A 23,842-nucleotide genomic window follows, 5' to 3' on the forward strand; every position below is an offset into this window, starting at 1 on the left:
ATCCTTGCCGCCCCGATTTGCAGCTAATCTTTTTCGTATCCGCTCGGGAACTTGTGGCCATGCGCCACTTACTCATGCAAGAGCCCGGCATTTTCGACCGGTCGCCGTTCCGATTTCATTTCTTGAGAGCTATCCCTATGTCCACCCCAGCGTCCACCATCCTTGTAGTAGAAGACGACGACATCGTACGCATGCTCATCGTCGATGTGCTCGAGGAGCTGGAATTCAGTGTGTTGGAGGCCGATGACGGCGAGTCTGCGCTGGAGATTCTCGGGGATCAGAGCAAGGCTATCGACTTGATGATGACTGACTACGGCCTGCCGGGCATGACAGGCAGTGAACTGGCCGGCAAGGCACGTGAACTGCGCTCCACCCTGCCCGTTCTGTTCGCCAGCGGTTACGCCGAAAACATCGACGTTCCCGCCGGCATGCACGTGATCGGCAAACCCTTCTCGATCGATCAACTGCGTGACAAGGTCAAGGGCATTCTGACCGAGTGATTGGCTTTGATCCGGCAGCGGCTGCAGATGTGCTCTAATTGCGCGCCATTTTCAGCCGCCAGCCTGCAAGGATTACTCGTCAATGACTGCATCACCTGCCACCAAAGTTCTGGTCATCGGTTACGTCTGGCCCGAACCGCGCTCTTCGGCAGCCAGCGGGCATGTGATGCAGATCCTCGAGACGTTTTTGCAGCAAGGCTGGGACATCACCTTCAGCAGCCCGGCCGGCCCGGGCGAGCACAAGGCTGACCTGACCGCGCTGGGCATCCGCGAAGTGCCGATCGAACTCAACAACAGCAGCTTCGATAGTTTCATCAGTGAACTGGCCCCGGATATCGTGCTGTTCGACCAGTTCATGATGGAAGAGCAGTTCGGCTGGCGCGTCGAAAAGCAATGCCCGAATGCCTTGCGCGTACTGGAGACGTCCGACCTGCAGAGCCTGCGCCACGCCCGCCACCAACGGCTCAAGGAGCGTTTGAAAGACGACCCGGACAATCAGGATTTCAGTGCCCTGTTCGCACCGGCGCTGCGCGAAGAGTTCGCGCTGATGGCCGATACTGACCTGGCCAAACGGGAAATCGCCGCGTTGTATCGCTGCGATCTGAATCTGATGATTTCCGAAGTTGAAATTCAGTTGCTGGTCGAACAGTTTCAAGTCCCTGGCGACCTGCTGCACTGGTGCCCGCTGATGCTCGAACCACCGCGCGATTCGTTCGTCCCCTTTGAAGAGCGGGCGCACTTTCTGAGTATCGGCAACTTCCGTCACGCGCCCAACTGGGACGCCGTGCTGTGGATGAAGACCGCCGTCTGGCCGCTGATCCGCCAGCGATTGCCCGGCGCCCAACTGCATATCTACGGTGCCTATACGCCGCCCAAGGCCACAGCCCTGCACAACGCGGCGCAGGGGTTTCATGTGATGAACTGGGCAGAAGATGCGCTGCAAGTGATGTCGCAAGCCAGGGTTTGCCTGGCGCCTTTGCGTTTCGGCGCTGGGATCAAGGGCAAGATCGTCGATGCGATGCTCTGCGGCACGCCCAATGTCACGACACCCATCGGCGCCGAAGGCATGGGCGGCGCATTGCCCTGGCCCGGTGCGGTGGCTCAGTCGGCCCAGGCCCTGGCCGACGCCGCTGTGGCGCTGCACGAAGACAGATTGCGCTGGGCTGACGCACAGCAGGCCGGCGTCGCGTTGTTGAATGCGCGCTATCGGCAGACTGATCACGGCCCGGCGCTGATCGCTCGCCTGCAACATTGCCGCGACAACTTGTCAGCATTACGTCGCGCCAACTTTACTGGCAGCATGTTGCGTCACCACTTGCATAAAAGCACTCAATACATGGCGCAGTGGATCGAAGCAAAGAACCAGAAAAGTTGATAATTAAAGTGCAAAAGCACATTGCCAATACTTTGCAAAGAGTGCTGGCTTGTACTTTTTCCGTTTGCACCAAAGAATAACTTCCGAACTGACCAAACAAGTTGACTGGTCGGAAATTAAACTTTATCTGCAACGGAATGCACCATGAGTAATTACCCTTTCAAAAACTGGATGGCGGCTACACCGGATATGGACCGACTGACCCTTAGTGAAGTGGTCTGGCCCGGCGCGCATAATTCCGGGCTGGATTTTGATTTTCCGTACCCGACTTATCTCCAACCCGCCCAGAACTGGTTTGTCTGTCAGGACGGTCCGTTCATTCAGCAACTTAATGAAGGCGTGCGCGCCTTCGACTTGCGTCTGCATTCAGATGAACACTGGCTGGGCATCAGGAAGTTTCATACCTTTCATGGCGTGAAACTGCTCCAGGGACGCTCCTTGAGCGAGCTGGTAAAAAGTCTCAACTTTTTCCTCAATGAAAATCCGAACGAGTTCATCGTATTGGACTTACATGAACTCAAGGGCACCAACGATCAGCCATTCGATTACAAGGGTTTCCATGAAGTCATCACTACGGAACTGGCTTCGCGGCTTATTCCCCGAAACAACGGTCATCTGACCCTTGAACAACTTAAAAGGGCCAGTTCGCTACAACGCGTGGTGTTGGCAAGCGACTCGCACCCGGATTTCAATTCGCTCCTGTACTGGCCGAAAATCCGCCATGAATGGAGCGGGTCGGACATCACCTCGCCAGAGCAACTCAAGCAACACATCACCCGAACCCTGGCCAACCCGCCGGTACCCGGCAGCTTCTGGTCATTGTCGGCCACCAGCTATGGCGAACTGGCCGGCGTCAAGCGGATCACCGACGAACTCGATCAATGGTTTGGCCCAGACTCGGGATGGGCGCCGAAGTGCAGCATTATCAATGCCGACTTCATCGGTGGCACTCCACTGATCGGCCATTGCCAGCAGGTCAACCAGTCCAAAGGTCTACGCAAGGCCCGGGACTGAGGCGCTGGAACTGTCCGTGGCGCGCGTGCATGATGGGCACCTGAACACCACAACAAGACGCATCGGACATGACTCGGGCAACCAGAATCACTGATCCCTCCTACGAACTGATGGACGACCATAACGGGTTGTCCATCATCTACCGTCAGCATGGTTTTCCGTGCCCGTTAGTGCGCTGGCATTTTCACAAGGAATACGAACTGCACCTGATAGTTGCCAGTTCCGGCAAGGTCTTCATCGGCGACTACATCGGCAACTTTTATCCGCAAACACTGTTCCTCACCGGGCCCAATCTGCCGCACAACTGGATCAGCCAGGTGGCCGACGACGAAGTGGTGGAAAAGCGCGACATGCTGGTGAACTTTACCGATGAGTTGTTCGACAGCGGGCACCAGGTGTTCGCCGAACTCAAGACTTTGGCGCCGCTACTGGAGCGTGCGCAATATGGCATCGAATTTCGCGACAAGGATACGATCCGTCAGGCCATGACGTTGATGCAGCGAATTGCCGACACGCGCGGCGTTACCCGTCTCGGACACTTTTTCATTTTGATGGAGCTGCTGGCGGCGACTGACGATTATCAATTGCTGTCCGGCGCCACTAACACGCAACTGGCCGACGAGCACAACATCGACCGCACCAACCGAGCGGTCGATTTCATCTTCGACCATTACGCCCGCGAATTGACCCTGGAAGAAGTCGCCGATCATCTGGGGATGAAGCCGACCTATTTCAGCCGCGTGTTCAAACAGGCCACCGGGCGCAACTTCATCGAGTTCGTCAATCGCCTGCGCATCAGTAAATCCTGCGAACTGCTGGCCGACGGCGACAAACCGGTGACCGAGGTGTGTTTCGAGTCGGGGTTCAACAACATTTCCAACTTCAATCGGCGCTTCCAGCAACTCAAGGGCATGACGCCGTCGCACTATCGACGCCTCGCTGTACAGCGCCTGACTGAACAAAACCTCGGCTGATACCACCGCCCCCTGTAGGAGTGAGCCTGCTCGCGAAAGCGGTGTATCAGTCAACTGATCGGCAAACTGACACAGCGCTTTCGCGAGCAAGCCCGCTCCCACAAAAAGCATCCGACGCGATGAAACCTGTACTGATTCGATAGCCCCTCCCCACTGAAAAGCCCTTCCCTGCGTCTACCGCAACAAACCCCAGTGCAAAAAAGTATTGATTCGAGTGCGACGGATGATTTGTCAGTCCGTCGATTGAGGGCTGTAATCAGCGCACATTCTTCCTGCATTCGGAAGACACAAAAACAATAACTGTCCTTCTGCCGCCCGCCGGGTGCAGAAAAGGAGTGCACGATGCAACCCACTGCAAAAGCTCTGCTAGCCCTCACCTGCATGACCCTCAGCAGCGTCAGCCTTGGCGCCCAGACCCTGACCATCGCCACCGTCAACAACAGCGACATGATCCGCATGCAAAAGCTCTCGAAAACTTTCGAGTCCGAGCATCCGGAAATCAAGCTCAACTGGGTGGTGCTGGAAGAAAACGTCCTGCGTCAGCGCCTGACTACCGACATTGCCACTCAGGGTGGCCAGTTCGATGTGTTGACCATCGGCATGTACGAAGCGGCACTCTGGGGCGCCAAGGGCTGGCTCGAACCGATGAAGGATCTGCCGGCTTCTTACGCCCTCGACGACGTGTTCCCGTCGGTGCGCGAAGGCCTGTCAGTCAAGGGTTCGCTGTATGCCCTGCCGTTCTACGCCGAAAGCTCGATCACCTACTACCGCACCGACCTGTTCAAGGACGCCGGGCTGAGCATGCCCGAGCGCCCGACCTGGGAACAGATCGCCGGTTTCGCCGAAAAACTCACCAACAAGGATAAAGAGCAGTACGGCATCTGCCTGCGCGGCAAGGCCGGCTGGGGCGAGAACATGGCGTTGATCACCACTGTCGCCAATGCTTACGGCGCGCGCTGGTTCGATGAGAAATGGCAGCCGGAATTCACCGGCCAGGAATGGAAAAACGCGCTGAACTTCTACGTCGACACCATGAAGAAATCCGGCCCGCCGGGCGCGTCCAGCAACGGTTTCAACGAAAACCTCGCGCTGTTCAACAGCGGCAAATGCGCGATCTGGGTGGACGCTTCCGTCGCCGGCTCGTTCGTCACCGACAAGACCCAGAGCAAGGTCGCCGATCACGTCGGTTTCACCTTCGCCCCGCATCAGGTCACTGACAAAGGTTCGGCGTGGCTGTATTCATGGGCACTGGCGATTCCGACCAGTTCCAAGGCCAAGGACGCCGCCAAGGCATTCAGCGCCTGGGCCACCTCCAAAGAGTACGGCGAACTGGTAGCCAAGACCGACGGCATCGCCAACGTGCCGCCGGGCACCCGCGCCTCGACCTACAGCGATGCTTACATGAGCGCCGCGCCGTTCGCCAAGGTCACGCTGGAATCGCTCAAGGCCGCAGACCCGAGCAAACCGACGCTGAAACCGGTGCCTTACATCGGCATTCAGCTGGTGACCATTCCTGAGTTCCAGGGCGTGGGCACCCAGGTCGGCAAGCTGTTCTCGGCGGCGCTGATCGGCCAGACCACGGTGGATCAAGCCCTGACCGCCGCGCAGCAAACCACCGAACGCGAGATGAAGCGCGCCGGTTATCCCAAGTAACCACTGAACGACTTGCTCCTGCCTCCTGTGGGAGCGGGCTTGCTCGCGAAAGCGGTGGGTCAGTGTCATGTGTATTGACTGACACGGCGCCTTCGCGAGCAAGCCCGCTCCCACACGGGATCTTCATAGGTCCGTACGACTCGGTTGTGATCACCATGAATACTTCAACTGCCAAAGCCCACCTCGACTTGTCGCAACCCCAGCGCAAAGTCCGCGTACGCAATCCCGGCTGGTTTCTGGTCAGCCCTTCGGTGGCCCTGTTGCTGCTGTGGATGATCGTGCCGTTGGGCATGACCATTTACTTCTCGATGATTCGCTACAACCTGCTCGATCCAGGGGTGAACGAATTCGTCGGGCTGGAGAACTTCACTTACTTTCTGACCGACTCCGGGTTCCTGCCCGGTGCCACCAACACCCTGTTGCTGGTGGGTAGCGTGCTGCTGATCAGCGTGGTGTTCGGTGTGCTGATCAGCGCGTTGCTCGAGGCCAGCGAGTTTCTCGGTCGTGGCATCGTGCGGGTGATGCTGATCTCGCCGTTCTTCATCATGCCCACCGTCGGCGCGCTGATCTGGAAGAACCTGATTTTCCATCCGGTGTCGGGAATCCTCGCCTACGTCTGGCGGCTGTTCGGCGCCGAGCCGGTGGACTGGCTGGCGCACTACCCGCTGCTGTCGATCATCATCATTGTTTCGTGGCAATGGCTGCCCTTCGCGATCCTGATCCTGATGACCGCCATGCAGTCCCTCGACCAGGAACAGAAAGAAGCAGCGCGCCTCGATGGTGCCGGTCCGGTGGCGATCTTCTGGCACCTGACCCTGCCGCACCTGGCGCGGCCGATTGCGGTGGTGGTGATGATCGAAACGATCTTCCTGCTGTCGGTGTTCGCCGAGATTTTCACCACCACCAACGGCGGCCCCGGCTACGCCTCGACCAACCTTGCCTACCTGATCTACAACCAGGCGCTGGTGCAGTTCGACGTCGGCATGGCTTCGGCGGGCGGCTTGATTGCCGTGGTCATCGCCAACATCGCCGCGATCATTCTGGTGCGGATGATCGGCAAAAACCTGACTGACAAAGCCTGAGGCCCGCCATGACTCTTCAACAATCCCGCCGGCTGCAAAGCCTGCTGCTCGGCACCCTGGCCTGGGCCATCGCGATCGTGATTTTCTTCCCGATCTTCTGGATGGTGATGACCAGTTTCAAAACCGAAATCGACGCCTTCGCCACGCCGCCGCAGTTCATCTTCACGCCAACGCTGGAGAACTACCTGCACATCAACGAGCGCAGCGACTACTTCAGTTTTGCCTGGAACTCGGTGGTGATCTCGTTCAGTGCTACCGCTCTGTGCCTGTTGATCGCGGTGCCCGCCGCCTACTCGATGGCGTTCTACGAAACCCAGCGCACCAAAGGCACGCTGCTGTGGATGCTCTCGACCAAGATGCTGCCGCCGGTGGGCGTGCTGATGCCGATCTACCTGCTGGCCAAGAGTTTCGGCCTGCTCGATACGCGCATCGCCTTGATTGTGATCTACACCCTGATCAACCTGCCGATCGTGGTCTGGATGATTTACACCTACTTCAAGGACATCCCCAAAGACATCCTCGAAGCCGCACGCCTCGACGGCGCCACCCTGTGGCAGGAAATGGTCCGCGTGCTGCTGCCGATCGCCAAAGGCGGCCTCGCCTCGACCGTGCTGCTGTCGCTGATTCTGTGCTGGAACGAAGCGTTCTGGTCGCTGAATCTGACCTCGTCGAAAGCCGCGCCGCTGACCGCGCTGATCGCCTCGTACTCAAGCCCCGAAGGCTTGTTCTGGGCCAAGTTGTCGGCAGTCTCGACCCTGGCCTGCGCGCCGATCCTGATCTTCGGCTGGATCAGCCAGAAACAACTGGTGCGCGGCTTGTCATTCGGTGCCGTGAAATGAAGTTCTCAAACCGTACCCAATCCCCTGTGGGAGCGGGCTTGCTCGCGAAAGCGGTGGGTCATCCAACAATGATGGTGACTGACACGGCCCCTTCGCGAGCAAGCCCGCTCCCACCAAAAGCATGCCCGGCGCCATTGAATTAACTTAAGTGGAGGCCCATCAAAATGGCCAACCTGAAAATCAAGAATCTGCAAAAAGGCTTCGAAGGTTTTTCCATCATCAAGGGTATCGACCTTGAGGTGAACGACAAGGAATTCGTGGTCTTCGTCGGCCCGTCCGGCTGCGGCAAATCCACCCTGTTGCGGCTGATCGCCGGGCTGGAAGAGGTCAGCGGCGGCACCATTGAACTCGATGGCCGCGACATCACCGAAGTCAGCCCGGCCAAGCGCGATCTGGCGATGGTGTTTCAGACCTACGCGCTGTACCCGCACATGACCGTGAAGAAAAACATGTCGTTCGCCCTCGATCTGGCCGGTGTACCGAAAGCCGAAGTCGAGAAAAAGGTCGGCGAAGCGGCGCGCATTCTCGAACTCGGGCCGATGCTCGAGCGCAAGCCCAAACAGCTGTCCGGCGGCCAACGGCAACGGGTCGCCATCGGCCGGGCGATCGTGCGCAATCCGAAGATCTTTCTGTTCGACGAACCGCTGTCCAACCTCGACGCCGCGCTGCGCGTGCAGATGCGTCTGGAGCTGCTGCGTCTGCACAAGGACCTGCAAGCCACGATGATCTACGTGACCCACGATCAGGTCGAAGCGATGACCATGGCCGACAAAGTGGTGGTGCTCAACGGCGGCAAAATCGAGCAGGTCGGCTCGCCGCTGGACCTCTATCACAACCCGGCCAACCTGTTCGTCGCCGGGTTCCTCGGCACGCCGAAAATGGGTTTCCTCAAAGGCAAGATCGCCCGCATCGACGGCCAGACCTGCGAAGTCTCGCTGGACGCCGGCACGCGCATCACCCTGCCGTTCAACGCCGCCAACCTGAGCGTCGGCAGCGCCGTGACCCTAGGCATTCGCCCGGAACATCTGGAGCTGGCACAACCGGGCGACTGCACCCTGCAAGTCACCGCCGACGTCAGCGAACGCCTGGGCAGCGACACCTTCTGCCACGTCACCACCAACGCCGGCGAAGCCCTGACCATGCGCGTGCGCGGTGATCTGGCGAGCCGCTACGGCGAGCAACTGAACCTGCACCTGGACGCCAGCCATTGCCACCTGTTCGACGCCAACGGCGTGGCGCTGACCCGCCCGCTGCGCGCCGCGGCCTGAATTTCGAGACCTGCCCGATGAAACTGAATGCACAAAACCTGCATCGCCTCGCCCCCGAGGTGCAACTGCCGTCCTACAGCCTCAGCGACACCCGTCAGGGCATCGCACACATTGGCGTCGGCGGCTTCCACCGCGCCCATCAGGCGTATTACACCGATGCGCTGATGAACACCGGCGAAGCCCTCGACTGGGCGATTTGCGGCGTCGGCCTGCGCGCGGAAGACCGCCGCGCCCGTGACGACCTCAAGGAGCAGGACTACCTGTTCACCCTGTTTGAACTCGGTGATAGCAATGACACCGAAGTCCGGGTGATCGGTGCGATCCGCGACATGCTCCTGGCCGAGGATGGCGCGCAGGCGCTGATCGACAAACTTGCCGATCCGCAGATCCGTATCGTCTCGCTGACCATCACCGAAGGCGGCTACTGCATCGACGACAGCAACGGCGAATTCATGGCGCACCTGCCGCAGATTCAACACGATCTGGCACATCCGCAGGCGCCGAAAACCGTGTTCGGTTTCCTCTGCGCGGCGCTGGAAAAACGCCGTGGCGCGGGCATACCGGCGTTCACGATCATGTCCTGCGATAACCTGCCGCATAACGGCGCGGTGACCCGCAAAGCCCTGCTCGCCTTCGCCACCCTGCGTGACCCGGGGCTGCGCGACTGGATCGAGCAGAACGTCAGTTTTCCCAACGCCATGGTTGATCGCATCACGCCGATGACCAGCACCGCGCATCGCCTGCAACTGGCCGACAAACACGCGGTGGACGATGCCTGGCCAGTGGTCTGCGAGCCGTTTGTGCAATGGGTGCTGGAAGACAAATTCGTCAATGGGCGCCCGGCCTGGGAACAGGTCGGCGTGCAGTTCACCGATGACGTATCGCCCTACGAAGAAATGAAGATCAAACTGCTCAACGGCAGTCACTTGGCGCTGACTTATCTGGGGTTTCTGAAGGGCTACCGCTTCGTTCACGAAACCATGAACGACCCGCTGTTCGTGCGCTACATGCGTGCGTACATGGATCTCGATGTCACCCCACAACTGGCGCCGGTACCGGGCATCGACCTGACCGACTACAAAAATACGCTGGTCGCGCGCTTCTCTAATCAGGCGATTGCCGATCAGCTGGAACGAGTGTGTTCAGACGGCTCGTCGAAGTTTCCCAAGTTCACCATTCCGACGATCAACCGCTTGATTACCGATGGCCAGGAGACCAAGCGCGCAGCGTTGGTGGTGGCGGCCTGGGCGTTGTATTTGAAGGGCGTGGATGAGAATGGCGACACTTATACGATTCCCGATCCACGGGCGGAATTCTGTCAGGGACTGGTGGCGGATGATGCGCTGATTACCCAGCGGTTGCTGGCGGTCGAGGAGATCTTCGGCACGGCGATTCCACGGTCGGCGGAGTTTGTTGCGGCGTTTGAGTGGTGCTGCAACAGCTTGCGCGAGGTGGGGGTGACGCGCACGTTGGAGCGGGTTTTGGTCTGAAAAGCCCCTCACCCTAGCCCTCTCCCGGAGGGAGAGGGAACTAACCGAGGTGCCTGCAGGAGAACCTTTGGCCAAAAAAAACCGAGTCGAACTCAAGTGTTGGAAAAGTACCCAAATTGGCTCCCTTCCCCCCTCTCCCCCTTGGGGGAGAGGGTTGGGGTGAGGGGGTGGCTTTTGATCTTCAGCGCAAACCGACAGGCTCACACATGACCACCCGACAACTCTTCCTCGGCATCGACTGCGGCACCCAAGGCACCAAGGCGATCATCCTCGATGCCAGCAGCGGTCAGGTGCTCGGCGAAGGCGCCGCCACACATACGATGATCAGCGGCGCCAATGGCCGCCGCGAGCAGGACACCCAACAGTGGCTCGACGCCTTCGCCCTCGCCACCCGCCGCGCCTTGCTCGCAGCCAATGTCGACGGTCAGGCGATCCTCGGCATCGGCGTCTCCGGCCAGCAACACGGGCTGGTGCTGCTCGACGATCAGGGCCAGGTGCTGCGCCCGGCCAAACTGTGGTGCGACACCGAAACTACCGATGAAAACGACCGTCTGCTCAAACACCTGGGCGGCGAACAAGGTTCGCTAGAGCGCCTGGGCGTGGTCATCGCGCCGGGCTACACCGTATCGAAACTGCTTTGGACCAAAGAGCAGCACCCGGATGTGTTTTCGCGTATCGCACACATCTTGTTGCCCCACGACTACCTGAACTTCTGGCTCACCGGCCGCGCCTGCAGCGAATACGGCGACGCCTCCGGCACCGGCTATTTCAACGTGCGCAGCCGTCAGTGGGACTTGCAACTGCTGCGCGACATCGACGCCACGGGTCGCCTGCAAGCCGCGTTGCCGGAGCTGATCGACGCGCATCAGGCGGTCGGCACGCTGCTGCCGGCGATTGCCGAACAGCTCGGCCTCAACCCGAATGCACAGGTTTCCAGCGGCGGTGGCGACAACATGATGGGCGCCATCGGCACCGGCAATATTCAGCAGGGAGCGATCACCATGAGCCTCGGTTCCTCCGGCACGGTGTACGCCTACGCTGAGGCGCCGAAGGTCAGCGCGGATGCTTCGGTCGCGACGTTCTGCTCATCCAGCGGCGGCTGGCTGCCGCTGATCTGCACCATGAACCTGACCAACGCCACCGGTGCGATCCGCGAACTGTTCGACCTTGATCTCGAACAATTCAACGACCTCGTGGCCCAAGCACCGATCGGCGCCGAAGGCGTGAGCATGCTGCCATTTCTCAACGGAGAGCGCGTCCCCGCACTGCCCCATGCCACCGGCAGCCTGCACGGCCTGACCCTGAGCAACCTGACCCAGGCCAACCTGTGTCGCGCCGTGGTAGAAGGCACCACCTTCGGTTTGCGTTATGGACTGGATCTGTTGCGCCACAATGGTTTACAAAGCCGCAGCATTTGCCTGATCGGCGGCGGCTCGAAAAGTGCAGTGTGGCGGCAGATCGTCGCCGACATCATGAACACCCCGGTGATCTGCACCGAACACAGCGAAGCCGCAGCCCTTGGCGCGGCGATTCAGGCGGCGTGGTGCAAGTCATGGTCGAACGGCCACGAAGACACTTTGGCCGATCTGTGCCAGCGCTGCGTGAAGCTCGATCTGCACAGTGAAACCCTGCCGGTCGCCGCCCATGTCGCGGCGTTCCAGCAGGCCTATGAACGCTATCAACAGCATGTCGCAACCCTATAAAGAGCAAACAATTATGTATTTGGTGTGTGGCGAAGCCCTGTTCGATTTCTTCAGCGAAGACGATGCCAGCGGTCTGGCCTCGAAGGTGAATTTCAAGGCGATTGCCGGCGGCTCGCCGTTCAACGTCGCGGTCGGCTTGCGCCGTTTGGGTGTGGATTCGGCGCTGTTTGCCGGGCTGTCTACCGACTATCTCGGCCGGCGTTTGCAGCAAGTGCTGCAGGAAGAAGGCGTGCGTGCGGACTACCTGATCGACTTCGCCGCGCCAACCACGCTGGCGATGGTCGCGGTCGGCGCCAACGGTTCGCCGCATTACAGTTTTCGCGGCGAGGGCTGTGCTGATCGCCAATTAAGCCTCGCCCATCTGCCGCAACTGGACGCTGAAGTCCGTGGTCTGCACATCGGCTCGTTCTCGCTGGTGGTGCAACCGATCGCCGACACCCTGCTGACCCTGGTGCAGCGCGAAAGCGGCAAGCGCCTGATCACCCTCGACCCCAACGTACGCCTGAACCCGGAGCCAAACATTGACCTGTGGCGCGAGCGCGTGGCGACCCTGGTGCAACTGGCCGACATGATCAAGGTCAGCGACGAAGACCTGAGCCTGTTGTATCCCGAGCAGGAGCCAAAACGCGTGATCGAAGGCTGGCTGCAGCATCGCTGCCAGTTAGTGTTCCTCACCCGTGGCGGCGAAGGCGCCACCGTATTCAGCCGCGCCCACGGTTCGTGGTCAGTACCGGCGTGCTCGGTGAAGATCGCCGATACCGTCGGCGCCGGCGATACCTTTCAAGCGGCGCTGATTACCTGGTTGACCGAGCAGGAACTGGATTCGGTCGAAGGGGTTCAAGCACTCAGCCGCGAACAGATCGAGGCGATGCTCAGGTTTGCCGTACAGGCGGCTGCCCTTACGTGCAGCAAGACCGGTCCGGATTTGCCCTATCGTCACCAGTTGAGCTGAGCGCGTAGACTGTCGGCCTTTTTGCGCGCATGGGGATGACGGTTTGATGTCGGGGCGGATGGCGGGACTTTTGATACTGGCGGGATTACTCAGCGGCTGCGGCACCTCGCCGCCGCGTTCGCCGGAAGACATTTGCGAGATCTTCCGCGAGAAAAGCGACTGGTACGATGCGGCGCAAGTCACGCAGAAACGCTGGGGCGTGCCGATCCAGGTGCCCTTCGCGATCATGTATCAGGAGTCCGGCTACCGCTACGACGCCAAAACACCGCGCAAATACCTGTTGTGGGTGATTCCGTGGGGCCGGGTGACGACTGCCTCGGGCTATGCCCAGGCCAAGGATGAAGTCTGGTCCGACTACCAGAAAAGCACCGGCCGACACGGCGCCGACCGCGAAGACTTCGATGACGCCATCGACTTCGTCGGCTGGTACATGGACAAGACCACTTCGATCAACGGCGTGTACAAGTACGACGCCTATAACCAGTACCTGAACTACCACGAAGGCTGGGGCGGCTTCCGCAACAAGACCTACGCCAGCAAGGCCTGGCTGATGCCGACTGCACGCAAGGTACAGGCGCGTTCCGATGTGTATGCGCGGCAGTATGCCGGGTGCAAAGAGGATCTGAATCGCGGCTTCTGGAGCCGGTTCTGGCATTGGTTGTAGGGGGGCTGTGAGGACGCCTTCGCGAGCAAGCCCGCTCCACAGGGGATCAGTGCCGAGCACAAAATTTGTGTTCACCCATGATCCAGTGTGGGAGCGGGCTTGCTCGCGAAAGCGGTCATCCGGACACTGCAGCTCTCACAGTTACAACACCGAAAAGTTGTAACTCACAATCAACCGGGTCTCATCCACATCCCGGGCAAACTTTTCATAGTTGGTGCGGTAAGTCGCATTGCGCAGGCGCAGGCTGACATCCTTGAACGTGCCCGTCTGGATCACGTACTTCAGCTCGCTGTCGCGTTCCCACTCTTTGCCTTCCTGATCGCTGCCCGGGACCTTGATGTGATCACCGTTGACATAGCGGGTCAGGAAGCTCAGGCCGTTGATGCCGATGGCCTTGAAGTCATAGTCATAACGCAGCTGCCAGGAACGTTCCTGCGCGGCGGCGAAGTCGTTGACCTGCACGTAGTTGACCAGATACGGATTGCTGCCATCGAGGTACGGCATCGAATTGTCGCCGTTCATGCGCTGCCAGCCGGCGCTGAAAGTGTGGCCGCTGATGCCGTACGAGAGCATGCCGCTCAAGGCGCGGTTGTCGATGGAGCCGGCCTTGGCATCACCGCTGTCGGCGCTTTTCAGCAAACGCAGATCGGCCTTCAGCACACCGTCACCCAGCGGTTGGTTGCCGAGCAAGCCAATGAAGTGCTGGCGGTAGATGTCTTCCAGCTCGGCGTAGTGATATTGCGCGGTCAGGCGATCGTTGATCTTGTAATCGATGCCGTACATGTCGAAATGATCGGCGGTGGTGTTGCAGGCGTAGCGCTTGTTCTTACAGTGCACGCGGATGTCTTGCGAATCGGTGGAATCGCGCGCGGTGTACTTGTCCAGACGCGCGGCCATGAAGGTCAGATCCTTCACTTCCCTGGAGGTCAGCATGGCGCCGTTGAACATGGTCGGCAGCAGGCGGCCGTCGTTGTACTTGAGCAGTGGCAGATCCGGCAGCAGTGCGCCGTACTTCAACACCGTGTCCGAGACCTTGACCTTGGCGGTCAGGCCCATTTTTGCGTACTGCCCCTTCGAGCCGCGCGGGTTGTCGCCGCTGGACGGCAGCAAGCCACTGTTGCTGCGATCGGGGCTGGAGTCGAGCTGAAACCCGAGCATGCCCAGCGCATCGATACCGAAGCCGACCGTGCCCTCGGTATAACCCGATTGCAGATTGAGAATAAAGCCTTGAGCCGACTCTTCACGCTTGGAAGCGCCCTGCTCGTTGGAGGTGTGCCCATCACGGAAATCGCGGTTGAAATACACCGTGCGCGATTCGATTTTCGCAGTGGTGTCTTCGAGAAAACCGCTGGCTTGAACCTGCGCGGCAAAACCGGCGCACAGCACAACGGCTCCGAAGCCAAACGACTGGCGCGGGGTGATGAGAGGGAATGGGGGACGCATGAAAAACTCCAACAGTACAGCGTTTGCGCCGGGGCGCAGTCAGCCAGAAAAATAGCTCCCGTCCCGGGTCAAAAACAGCCGGGAAGAAGTGGACACGCAGGGGTGAGCTGCAATGATGGCAGATGGCTTTTACGGGTTGAAGGCGACTTTAGTCTGAAACTGACTGGCGATTCTTCGGCCTGCGATGGGCTCAAATCATGCGCTGACCAATGGCTCTGGACTGCGAAGCCCCCGGTTTCATTGGGTGAAAACGCCGGCATAGGGGTTTTCCCTATACCCCGCGGGGCCCCTCTCTACGGCATTTGCGCCTTGAACGAGGCGGTTTAATCCTCCATCATCCGTCACCTGCTTATTCAATGGACGGAATTCAAGGCATGCTGGACGCCAACGCTACCCACATTACCCTTACCCTCGAAGGCGCCTCCGCCGACCTGCAAGTGCTCAGCTTCACCGGTCGCGAAGCCCTCAACGAGCCTTTCCGTTTCGACCTCGAACTGGTCAGCGCCCGCCCCGACCTGAAACTCGAAGAGCTGCTGCACAAGCCCGGCGTCCTGACCTTCGGCGCCACCGGCGAAGGCAAGATTCATGGCCTGGTGTACCGCATCGAGCAAGGCGATTCCGGCAAGACCCTGACCCGTTACAGCATCAGCCTGGTGCCGCAGCTGGCCTATCTGCAGCACAACCATGACCAGCAGATTTTCCAGAACCTCACGGTGCCGAAGATCATCGCCCAGGTCCTCGAAGATCGCGGCATTCTGGCCGACGCCTACAGCTTCCAGCTCAACGCCGAGTACCCGCAGCGCGACTACTGCGTGCAGTACGACGAGTCCGACCTGCATTTCATCCAGCGCCTGTGCGAAGAGGAAGGCATTCACTTCCACTTCCAGCACAGCAGCAGCGGACACAAACTGGTGTTCGGCGACGATCAGACGGTGTTCCGCAAACTCAAGGCCGTGAGCTACCAGCAAGACTCCGGCATGAGCGCCGACAAACCGGTGATCAAGCGCTTCAACCTGCGCCTGGAAACCCGCACCACCCGCGTCAGCCGCCGCGACTACGACTTCGAAAAACCGAAGATCCTGCCCGAAGGCGCGGTCAAATCCGAGTTCGCCCCGGATCTTGAGGACTACGATTACCCCGGCCGCTTCACCACCCGCGAGCGCGGCAAATTCCTCTCGACCCGCGCCCTCGAACGTCATCGCAGCGACTACAAACTCGCCGAAGGCAAAGGTGACGAACCGACCCTGACCAGCGGCCACTTCCTGACCTTGGCCGAACACCCGCGCGCTGAATGGAACGACTTGTGGCTGCTGCTGGAAGTCTTCCACGAAGGCAAACAACCGCAAGTGCTCGGTGAAAACGTCACCAGCGACGTCACCGACAACAAAAGCGATTTCCACCAGGGCTACCGCAACAGCTTCCTCGCCACCCCGTGGGACGCGCACTACCGCCCTGCCCTCGAACACCCGAAACCGAAAGTCCTCGGCAGCCAGACCGCGGTCGTCACCGGCCCGGCCGGTGAAGAAATCCACTGCGACCAGTACGGCCGCATCAAAGTCCAGTTCCACTGGGATCGCGACGGCCAGTCCGACGACAAAACCACCTGCTGGCTGCGCGTCGCCAGCGGCTGGGCCGGCGCCGCCTACGGCGGCATCGCCATCCCGCGCATCGGCATGGAAGTCCTCGTCACCTTCCTCGAAGGCGACCCCGACCAGCCCCTCGTCACCGGCTGCCTGTACCACAAGGAAAACGTCGTCCCCTACGACCTGCCGGCAAACAAAACCCGCAGCACCTTCAAAACCCTCAGCTCCCCGGGCGGCAAGGGCTACAACGAGTTTCGGATTGAAGACAAAAAGGGTGTGGAGCAGATCTACATCCATGCCCAACGCGATTGGGACGAGAACATCGAGCACGACCAGAAGATCCGTGTGGGGAATGAGCGGCATGACACGGTTGAGGCCAATGCCCTGAGCGAGTTCAAGGTTGAGGAACACCGGATTACCCATCTGGATCGCATCAGCGAGATGCGCGCGGATGACCACCTGACGGTAGGCGTGACGCAGCATGTGAAGGTCGGTACGGCGCAGTTTGTCGAGGCCGGGACCGAGATTCACTATCACGCGGGTGACAAGGTGGTGGTTGAAGGAGGTATGGAACTCACGGCCAAGGCTGGCGGGAGTTTTGTGAAGGTCGATGCCGGTGGGGTGACCATCAGCGGGGCTGAGGTGAAGATCAATACCGGTGGGGCGCCGGGGGCGGGAACCGGGATTGGGATTCTGCCACCAAACTTGCCTCTTGATGCTCCGACATCGCCAGTTCCCCAAATACCGTTGACCGCCTTAATTAATTTTAAAAAAGCCAGCGTAGCAGGGGTACAAGTAATTCCAGTGTGCGGTAAACAATCTAATGGAATTTGTACTCGCGGGGACTGCACATGCATTTGATGTTGAAATCTTGTGACGAATTAGCGCCTACAGATTACCCTCGTGCTCAAGCTGGAATGAGCCTATGGCTTCTGGCTGATCGCGTACGCTCTCCAGAGATTCTACAAGAGCTCTACAAAGACAATAACATTGAAGTGAGTTCGCTACTCGCAGGCTCTCCGCACGGCCACTTAGGGGATGCAAGCCCGATCCTTGTGAACTTAAAACAAGGATTGCTACCTGACAATGTCAGGCAAAAGCTACAGGTAGATCGCTGCGGGATTCTGTTGGCTGCCGAATCCCCTGTTCGCAAACACCTGCAGTATCTCTTTACAAAAAATTGCCGCCAACATGGGTTAGTGTATTCACGCTATTACGACCCCATTAACTGGTCTTGCCTACACCACTCATTAAACGATAATTTCAAATCTAGATTATACGGACCAATCAAACATGTTTGGACCCTTTTGCCAAATAGCAACATCAATGAGTTTAAATGGGGTCGGTGGGACAACCCAAATACGAATACAACCTCCACTACGCCCGACTTACCGTTAGAAATCCCCGACGTTTTTTTTGACATGAGTGAAACTTTGCGTTGGCAGTACTGGATTTACCACCAAGCTTTTGAACAAAATATAGACGCAAGGGATCTTGATCTTTCAAAAGCCATTTATCAACTTAATGTATTAGTTAAATCAGGAATCGATCAGGGGGCTCACCTGCAATCGTTGGTTCCTCAGATTCTTAACGATCCTGATTTTGTCCTCATGCCCGAAGCAAAAGAGATTTTGCGTAAAGATATAAAGGCTTATGAGAAAACCGCACAACTCGAATCGTTGGCTAAGGGATGAAAGCCATGACAATTTCAACTGAACAACCTAAACAGTCGCCTGTAGTATTAGAGCCTGCAACTGAAGTTAAAATAAAAAGCACTGAAAAATTTGGAGATAATCCAGGCACTGGCTGCGCTAAAGAATATGAAGATATTATTTATGTAACAGCACAAAGAAAATTCTGGTTAATCACTAAGGAAGTGGCGGACCAACTCGAAGAAAGCGCCGTACTCATGTCGAAACGAGTGGCCGTCACGGATCGCGCCGAACGTATGCAGCAGTTAGACAAGGCCGGCCTAATGGCATGCTTCGCCTCTCCAGCGCTGTCTTCTTTTCTAGACGGACAAGACAAGAAACGCTTTGATGAACTTGACGACCAAATCAATAAGATAGAGTCGTCCAACAAGAGCTCATTAGACACCGCTAAGGCTCAGACCGATGTAGTAAGGCGCCGCATCGACATTTACGAGGCAGAAAATGCAGCAAATCTATCTCTTCGCAATGATGTTCTCGCTTTAGCAGAAGAACGAAAGCAACTTGAAAATAAAGGTCGGAAAGAAGCTCTAACGAAAGGATATATCGAAGAGAACGGCCGACTGTACAGTCCGCGAGAAATTAAAATTAGCGGCCTCATAGGAACTTACTGCAAATACCGGGAAGCTTCTAAAAAGAAAGCATTTACAGAAAACGACTTTTTCCTGAAGCGTGAAGCGCCCATCTGGGAGTTACTCACCCATTATGAAAAGCTTCTTGAACGCACAGAAAAAGAAAAAAAGGTCGACGGACTATTAAAAGAGGATATTAGCAAGCGCATTGAACACTTGGAAAGTGTCCTAGCGGAATATACGAAAATCATTCTCGACCTCGCAGACCTGGGAATTGCCACTCCAGAATTCGCCCTCAATCCTGAAAGCCAACGTGCGGGTACCTTACGCTTTCATGACTACATGCAACTGGATAAAGAGTTAGACTCTACGATAAAAAAAATTATCGCAGATTTTGAAAAGTGGTGTGCCGCAACTGGGGACAGGGCAGTACCGCCCTCTTCAGTTTTCACTGAGAACCAGAACAAATATTTAGAGATTCAGGAAAAGTCTCGTTTGATGCGGCAACAAGCAGAAAAAAACTTAACTGCTGTAAAGCCATACAGATTATTGCTCTGGGATCCGCAAGCCTATACGCCTAAGCCAGTTGACTCTCTTGTGAAGGCTAACATCCCACTTCGCGAGGTCAGCATGGCCTCTTCTAGCAAACCCCTTTCCCATCTAAGCCTTATGGACTTACGCGCTTATGCAAATAAGGGGATGTATGAGCTATTAAAAAACACTAAGATTAAGGGCATTGCAAAATCAGATGAAGATGCTGCATTCACTGAATACTTGGTTGGCAAGGGATGCAAGTCATTAGAAATCAACACCGATTGGTTTGATAAAGGACTCTTTCAGCCTGAGCGCCTCTTCAAATTCCTTGACAAGGAACACTTCAAAGTCAAAAGCATCCGGTCTCCTTCGGCCCAAAAACCATGGGGAGAAAACTTGCAAGCAATGATCTTCGAAGACGATACTTTGCGCCAACTGGCTCTCTTTGATAATAGCTATGCCGCAATGTTTGTCAGAATGCTAGGCGGCGGAGCAGCTCCCAGCATACATGGAAGAGCAGAAATTAGCGGACCGAAACTAAAGGATAAGAAGCTAGCGGGCATTGAAATCGGAATGGAAGTTTCCTTAGCCCGTGGAGAGGTGGATATACTTGATCTAAAGCTACCTGACCCGGCAAGCATAAAGCCTGTAACCTTGGAATATATTTCTTACAAGGGTGAACCAAAAACCCTGGATCTTGGCGAATACTATTTAGAAATAAACGCCAAAGCATGGGGCTTTGTAGGCGCTAGTTTGATTCTAGCCAGAGACCTGAAAGTCAGCGCCGAACACGGAAAACTGGGAATTAGCGGGTCCGATGACGCCATTGAAAAAGCGACAGAAACGGTAAAAGATGCAAGCCAAGACCCTGCGAAACCTAAAGAAACCGAACCCGATGTAAAGCTATTTCTCGGCGCTCAAGTCGGCTGTCAAGTAACAGGACAATTGAAATGGAAGCCCCCTGTAAATATCCGCCCCGCCCCTCCAGTCCCTGGCTATGCACGTACAAATGCCTGGAACACACTCGCAAAACTTGAAGTCAGCGTAGCCGGTGGCGCAGGCGCGTCTCTACATGGTGCATTCTCTATTAGCATGAAAGACGGCCGTTTGAGATTAAATGCTAAAGCTTCTTTATTTTTTGGTCTAGGGGCAACTGGCTCTGTCAGCTTTGAAATAGACGCAAAAAGTATAAGTGATTGGTTAAGGATGATTAGGACCGCCCTTATTGAAAATGACATGCATAGATTGGAATGGATTGATGAAAGTGCATTTAGCTATTTAAGCAAACTATCCTTCCTAGGTATTGTTACCATGGGAGACGTCGCTTTTTATGCAGCCCAAACTGAAGCAAGAGTTAATCAGCTATACGACTCAATGACGAATGGAAATCGGGCGAGCTTAATTGGCTACAGCATTGCAAGCTTCCCGGATAAAATGGGTTATAAAGAGTGGTTTGCGGGCCTTCAACCTGAAGCGATTGGCCCACTACTTCACACACTTTGTAGTACTCCACGGGGGTTCAAGGCAACGGACTCTTCAGATACGGCTACCGCCAAGAGCTTTGACTCAACTCAGGCGATAATGTATCAACAGCAAGCCATTGGCTTTTGTATTGAATGGATTGCTCAGTCCCCAACCAAACAACCTTTCAATGCAGTGATACCGAATGAAGCCCAACGTCAGTTTGAAGAGGCCGTTTCGCGCATGAACCGTCATGGATTAACCTCCGAAGAGCCAAAACTTGATTTCTGCAAAAACTTGTATCGCCTGAATAAATTTATGGAGGAGCAAACCGGAAAACTAGGAGCCGAGAGAACGACCATTGATTTGCGCCGCGCCGAATACAAGAAAAACGTCGCCAACTTGGGCCAGCATATAAATCATTTGTGCAGCACTACCGTTGAAAGCAGTCCCCTGGGCTTTATCTCAGACGCTTACAACACAACCACAACAGTATACTCAGGACAAAAATGAAATATAAAACTGTAGCTTTATTTTTTCTGGCATTAATTCCCAGCCTGTCATTTGGTGCACTTACACCTGAACAAGCAAGCGCCAAAAGCCACGGACTTGAGCTATACAATCAAAATCAATGGTTCAAATTAGAGCCATACCTGAAAGTATCAGCTGAAGCTGGCGACATAGAGTCCCAATATTACTTGGCAGAAGCATTACGCCATCAAAAACTTTTTATGACCAAAGACGCACAATATTGGTACGAAAAGGCAGCTTCAAAAGGTCATGTGTATTCAATGCTAAGACTCGGTGAGAACAAAGAAATTTGTACGTTGACGGATGAATGCAAGCAGGATGAAAAATACTGGATAAACACCGCACGTAAAACCGCGAAAGAATGCGCAGACGCCGGCGAAAAGAAATGCTTGCTGATGATGTACAACGCAACCGCTGACGTCGAATGGCTTAAAAAATCAGCAGAAGCCGGCACCCCCTTGGCACAGAGCCTTCTTGCGCATCGCTTCGAAGAGGGTGAAGGATGGTTTTTATTTCCATCTCAACGTAAAGAAGCCGTTATGAAATTGGCCAAGGCCTCGTCTGACGGTGGGTACCCTCCTGCGATGTTTGAATGGGCTATGGAGTTAGCGAAAGAAGGTCAACCAGAAGCCGCGAGAGAAACACTGATAAATTCAGCAAAGACCGGATATGTAGATGCAGTGTTTGAGTACGCCGCCGCTCTCTCATCTGAGGATCACGGAAAAAAATATGGCGTGGAGGTCGACAAATCAAAATCCTACGCCCTATTCAGCCTTCTTTCAGAACTCGGTGACAGTAGCCCAGGTGACTTGGCACAAAAACAGTTACCGGCATTGGCAAGTAGCATGTCAAACAAGGAGATCGATCAAGCAAAGAAAATCACCAAAGACTGGGAAGTCCTCCAATCCTCCTCTTTCTTATTTCACGCCTGAATTTGGCTTTTAAATCACGATCTCGAAGATGAGCTTTCCGACTAAAAAAACGTCACAAAAAGCCGTTATTAAATTGTTAGCGTTGATCTCGCCGCTTACATCTGTGAATGGGAGGGTGCACCTCCCTTGATTAACTCCCCTCTTTATCTTTGGCTGCAATACTATTTCCACAGTTGGAATCCGCGCAGCCAATCAAAAACAAGCAAATAACCTTCTGGGGCAATTTTATACAATCGACTATAAACAGACTCCGCCATATCTAAACTAGCAACAGGCGCAGCCTGGAATCGAGGGCTCACAGCACTATTCAGGAGAAGCACTTTTAGCGAAAAGCAACTATAGGAACGCATATACCAAAAACATGGTACGAAGCGTCTGCGCGGCAAAATAACCCTACAGTATTTGCGCCTTGAACGACAGCACAGAACCATGGGTCGCAACATATAGACGCGTGTATCATCTGGATCGCGAAGGTAGAGCCATCAACAATATTAATGGACAGCTTTTTTACTCCCCATTAGAAGGCATGACGTTACCGCCCATCGAAATCAAGGAACTGGTATGGTTCTAAAAGAAGCAATGCAAAAAATAATCGCCAAATATGGCAACGCCCCTGCGGAGACTCTCAATGAACACACGCCGACAGGGCAAAAGCCTCTAGAGCTTTTTATAACTGATGAACACACAGAAAATTATTTATCGCTAAAAACTGGCACAGACCAAAACCGCGGCTTACTCAGCGGACTCCTTGGAGGAGTTTCAGCCTTAATTGCACTTATTATTGGAGTGTGGATGGCGCTGCTCGGCAAGTGGGATGGTGTTGCTTGGATGTTAATCCTGGGCATACCTTTATTCACAGTGCCGATTGTTATTGAAGCGAGACGAAAACTGCCGCTTCCTGTGATCTTCAACCGAAGAATTAAAGAAATTTACTTCGATAACGATGGCGAACTTTACCACACACCATGGCGAGGAATAGAAGCCGTTGCCTTCGAGTTTGACATTGTAGGTATCTACTCTGGTAACATTCGACACGCTTCACTCGAAGTATTGATGAAACGACTGGGAGAGCCTGAAAACTCAATTATGGTCAGCCTAGGCGCCCCAGCAGGTAAATCATTAAACATGCAAAAAGGATTCTGGGAATACATTCGCTCCTACATGAACAATGGGCCTTGGTTCGACCACAATGGAGAACATAGCGAGTCGGATGAGTTTGTGAAAAGCCAATTAGCATTAAATCTAAAGCAGTCTGAAAATTTAAGTGCCTGGCGAAAAATAATCCAAAACAAAAAAGAAGCTAGTGGCGGAAAAAATTTCCTTACCGGCACTGACGCACTAATGCTAATAAGCAACATCATTTTTTACCCTTCCAATAAGATCCAGGAATTTGTATATGAGAGGGCAAAGCGTCGTTCACGTAATCGCTGGCCTGAAATTGTTACCGAAAGACTACGATCTGATGGCCCCACCACGAGACTGATTGATTTAGAGCGCGAGCGCGGCTTTTCCGTTTGAGTCTGAGGCTTTGCTACGTTGAACACGGGCGAGTCTCACTCCCTA

18 protein-coding genes are annotated in these 23,842 nt (G+C 55.7%); 17 read left to right on the forward strand and 1 reads right to left on the reverse strand.

All coding sequences use genetic code 11. The features are described 5' to 3' along the window. The first annotated feature begins 137 nt into the window (after positions 1-137). The 12 genes from ACOYXI_RS05780 to ACOYXI_RS05835 all read left to right on the forward strand — a co-directional run bounded on the left by ACOYXI_RS05780 (position 138) and on the right by ACOYXI_RS05835 (position 13,514). Entirely contained in the window at positions 138-500 is a 363-nt protein-coding gene (locus ACOYXI_RS05780) for a response regulator (RefSeq protein ID WP_027612743.1), read from the forward strand. A gap of 82 nt (positions 501-582) precedes the next feature. Further along, positions 583-1,875: a glycosyltransferase gene (locus ACOYXI_RS05785; RefSeq protein WP_461674516.1), complete on the forward strand. Its 1,293-nt coding sequence runs from the start codon at positions 583-585 to the stop codon at positions 1,873-1,875. Positions 1,876-2,019: 144 nt separating this feature from the next. Then, positions 2,020-2,889 (forward strand): phosphatidylinositol-specific phospholipase C domain-containing protein, encoded by an 870-nt coding sequence (locus tag ACOYXI_RS05790; protein ID WP_461674517.1) that lies wholly within the window; start codon positions 2,020-2,022, stop codon positions 2,887-2,889. 68 nt (positions 2,890-2,957) lie between these two features. Further along, positions 2,958-3,863: an AraC family transcriptional regulator gene (locus ACOYXI_RS05795; RefSeq protein WP_096796578.1), complete on the forward strand. Its 906-nt coding sequence runs from the start codon at positions 2,958-2,960 to the stop codon at positions 3,861-3,863. Between the two features lie 342 nt (positions 3,864-4,205). After that, positions 4,206-5,516, forward strand: a complete 1,311-nt coding sequence (locus ACOYXI_RS05800) for an ABC transporter substrate-binding protein (protein ID WP_210557215.1) — start codon at positions 4,206-4,208, stop codon at positions 5,514-5,516. Positions 5,517-5,671: 155 nt separating this feature from the next. After that, a complete protein-coding gene (locus tag ACOYXI_RS05805) occupies positions 5,672-6,598 on the forward strand; it encodes a carbohydrate ABC transporter permease (protein WP_003225141.1) in 927 nt (308 codons plus the stop codon). A gap of 8 nt (positions 6,599-6,606) precedes the next feature. Further along, the gene (locus ACOYXI_RS05810) at positions 6,607-7,437 is read left to right on the forward strand and encodes a carbohydrate ABC transporter permease (protein WP_003225143.1); all 831 of its coding nucleotides are present in this window, start codon (positions 6,607-6,609) and stop codon (positions 7,435-7,437) included. A 164-nt stretch (positions 7,438-7,601) separates the two neighbouring features. Then, the gene (locus ACOYXI_RS05815) at positions 7,602-8,705 is read left to right on the forward strand and encodes an ABC transporter ATP-binding protein (protein WP_461674518.1); all 1,104 of its coding nucleotides are present in this window, start codon (positions 7,602-7,604) and stop codon (positions 8,703-8,705) included. 17 nt (positions 8,706-8,722) lie between these two features. Beyond that, entirely contained in the window at positions 8,723-10,195 is a 1,473-nt protein-coding gene (locus ACOYXI_RS05820; RefSeq protein WP_461674519.1) for a mannitol dehydrogenase family protein, read from the forward strand. Positions 10,196-10,401: 206 nt separating this feature from the next. Further along, on the forward strand, positions 10,402-11,898 hold the full coding sequence (gene xylB, locus ACOYXI_RS05825) for a xylulokinase (RefSeq protein ID WP_461674520.1): 1,497 nt from the start codon (positions 10,402-10,404) through the stop codon (positions 11,896-11,898). Between the two features lie 13 nt (positions 11,899-11,911). Next, positions 11,912-12,850 carry a carbohydrate kinase family protein gene (locus ACOYXI_RS05830; RefSeq protein ID WP_210557219.1) on the forward strand — a complete coding sequence of 313 codons (939 nt, stop codon included), beginning with the start codon at positions 11,912-11,914 and terminating at the stop codon, positions 12,848-12,850. 58 nt (positions 12,851-12,908) lie between these two features. Further along, positions 12,909-13,514: a transglycosylase SLT domain-containing protein gene (locus ACOYXI_RS05835; RefSeq protein ID WP_461674521.1), complete on the forward strand. Its 606-nt coding sequence runs from the start codon at positions 12,909-12,911 to the stop codon at positions 13,512-13,514. A 141-nt stretch (positions 13,515-13,655) separates the two neighbouring features. Here ACOYXI_RS05835 and ACOYXI_RS05840 read toward each other — a convergent pair whose 3' ends face one another. Then, on the reverse strand, positions 13,656-14,957 hold the full coding sequence (locus ACOYXI_RS05840; protein ID WP_461674522.1) for an OprD family porin: 1,302 nt from the start codon (positions 14,955-14,957) through the stop codon (positions 13,656-13,658). 374 nt (positions 14,958-15,331) lie between these two features. Between ACOYXI_RS05840 and ACOYXI_RS05845 the strand changes: the two genes are divergently transcribed. The 5 genes from ACOYXI_RS05845 (at position 15,332) to ACOYXI_RS05865 (ending at position 23,797) form a co-directional block, all read left to right on the forward strand. After that, positions 15,332-17,401, forward strand: coding sequence for a type VI secretion system Vgr family protein (locus tag ACOYXI_RS05845; protein WP_461674523.1), 2,070 nt, complete (start codon positions 15,332-15,334; stop codon positions 17,399-17,401). Next, positions 17,392-18,234, forward strand: a complete 843-nt coding sequence (locus tag ACOYXI_RS05850) for a DUF4123 domain-containing protein (RefSeq protein ID WP_098964123.1) — start codon at positions 17,392-17,394, stop codon at positions 18,232-18,234. The genes ACOYXI_RS05845 and ACOYXI_RS05850 overlap by 10 nt, the downstream gene beginning before the upstream one ends. Before the next feature lie 5 nt (positions 18,235-18,239). Further along, a complete protein-coding gene (locus ACOYXI_RS05855; RefSeq protein WP_134786480.1) occupies positions 18,240-21,329 on the forward strand; it encodes a hypothetical protein in 3,090 nt (1,029 codons plus the stop codon). Further along, positions 21,326-22,279 (forward strand): tetratricopeptide repeat protein, encoded by a 954-nt coding sequence (locus ACOYXI_RS05860; RefSeq protein ID WP_461674524.1) that lies wholly within the window; start codon positions 21,326-21,328, stop codon positions 22,277-22,279. Before ACOYXI_RS05855 ends, ACOYXI_RS05860 begins: the two co-directional genes overlap by 4 nt. A gap of 561 nt (positions 22,280-22,840) precedes the next feature. Continuing rightward, entirely contained in the window at positions 22,841-23,797 is a 957-nt protein-coding gene (locus ACOYXI_RS05865) for a hypothetical protein (RefSeq protein WP_256662014.1), read from the forward strand. Positions 23,798-23,842 lie beyond the last annotated feature (45 nt).

It is taken from the genome of Pseudomonas sp. G3-19 (assembly GCF_054855875.1).

Bases quoted from the DNA above. Each gene is read 5' to 3' on its own strand.
- ACOYXI_RS05780 (WP_027612743.1), top strand. From the start codon at position 138: ATGTCCACCCCAGCGTCCACCATCCTTGTAGTAGAAGACGACGACATC.
- ACOYXI_RS05785 (WP_461674516.1), top strand. From the start codon at position 583: ATGACTGCATCACCTGCCACCAAAGTTCTGGTCATCGGTTACGTCTGG.
- ACOYXI_RS05790 (WP_461674517.1), top strand. From the start codon at position 2,020: ATGAGTAATTACCCTTTCAAAAACTGGATGGCGGCTACACCGGATATG.
- ACOYXI_RS05795 (WP_096796578.1), top strand. From the start codon at position 2,958: ATGACTCGGGCAACCAGAATCACTGATCCCTCCTACGAACTGATGGAC.
- ACOYXI_RS05800 (WP_210557215.1), top strand. From the start codon at position 4,206: ATGCAACCCACTGCAAAAGCTCTGCTAGCCCTCACCTGCATGACCCTC.
- ACOYXI_RS05805 (WP_003225141.1), top strand. From the start codon at position 5,672: ATGAATACTTCAACTGCCAAAGCCCACCTCGACTTGTCGCAACCCCAG.
- ACOYXI_RS05810 (WP_003225143.1), top strand. From the start codon at position 6,607: ATGACTCTTCAACAATCCCGCCGGCTGCAAAGCCTGCTGCTCGGCACC.
- ACOYXI_RS05815 (WP_461674518.1), top strand. From the start codon at position 7,602: ATGGCCAACCTGAAAATCAAGAATCTGCAAAAAGGCTTCGAAGGTTTT.
- ACOYXI_RS05820 (WP_461674519.1), top strand. From the start codon at position 8,723: ATGAAACTGAATGCACAAAACCTGCATCGCCTCGCCCCCGAGGTGCAA.
- xylB (WP_461674520.1), top strand. From the start codon at position 10,402: ATGACCACCCGACAACTCTTCCTCGGCATCGACTGCGGCACCCAAGGC.
- ACOYXI_RS05830 (WP_210557219.1), top strand. From the start codon at position 11,912: ATGTATTTGGTGTGTGGCGAAGCCCTGTTCGATTTCTTCAGCGAAGAC.
- ACOYXI_RS05835 (WP_461674521.1), top strand. From the start codon at position 12,909: ATGGCGGGACTTTTGATACTGGCGGGATTACTCAGCGGCTGCGGCACC.
- ACOYXI_RS05840 (WP_461674522.1), bottom strand. From the start codon at position 14,957: ATGCGTCCCCCATTCCCTCTCATCACCCCGCGCCAGTCGTTTGGCTTC.
- ACOYXI_RS05845 (WP_461674523.1), top strand. From the start codon at position 15,332: ATGCTGGACGCCAACGCTACCCACATTACCCTTACCCTCGAAGGCGCC.
- ACOYXI_RS05850 (WP_098964123.1), top strand. From the start codon at position 17,392: ATGCATTTGATGTTGAAATCTTGTGACGAATTAGCGCCTACAGATTAC.
- ACOYXI_RS05855 (WP_134786480.1), top strand. From the start codon at position 18,240: ATGACAATTTCAACTGAACAACCTAAACAGTCGCCTGTAGTATTAGAG.
- ACOYXI_RS05860 (WP_461674524.1), top strand. From the start codon at position 21,326: ATGAAATATAAAACTGTAGCTTTATTTTTTCTGGCATTAATTCCCAGC.
- ACOYXI_RS05865 (WP_256662014.1), top strand. From the start codon at position 22,841: ATGGTTCTAAAAGAAGCAATGCAAAAAATAATCGCCAAATATGGCAAC.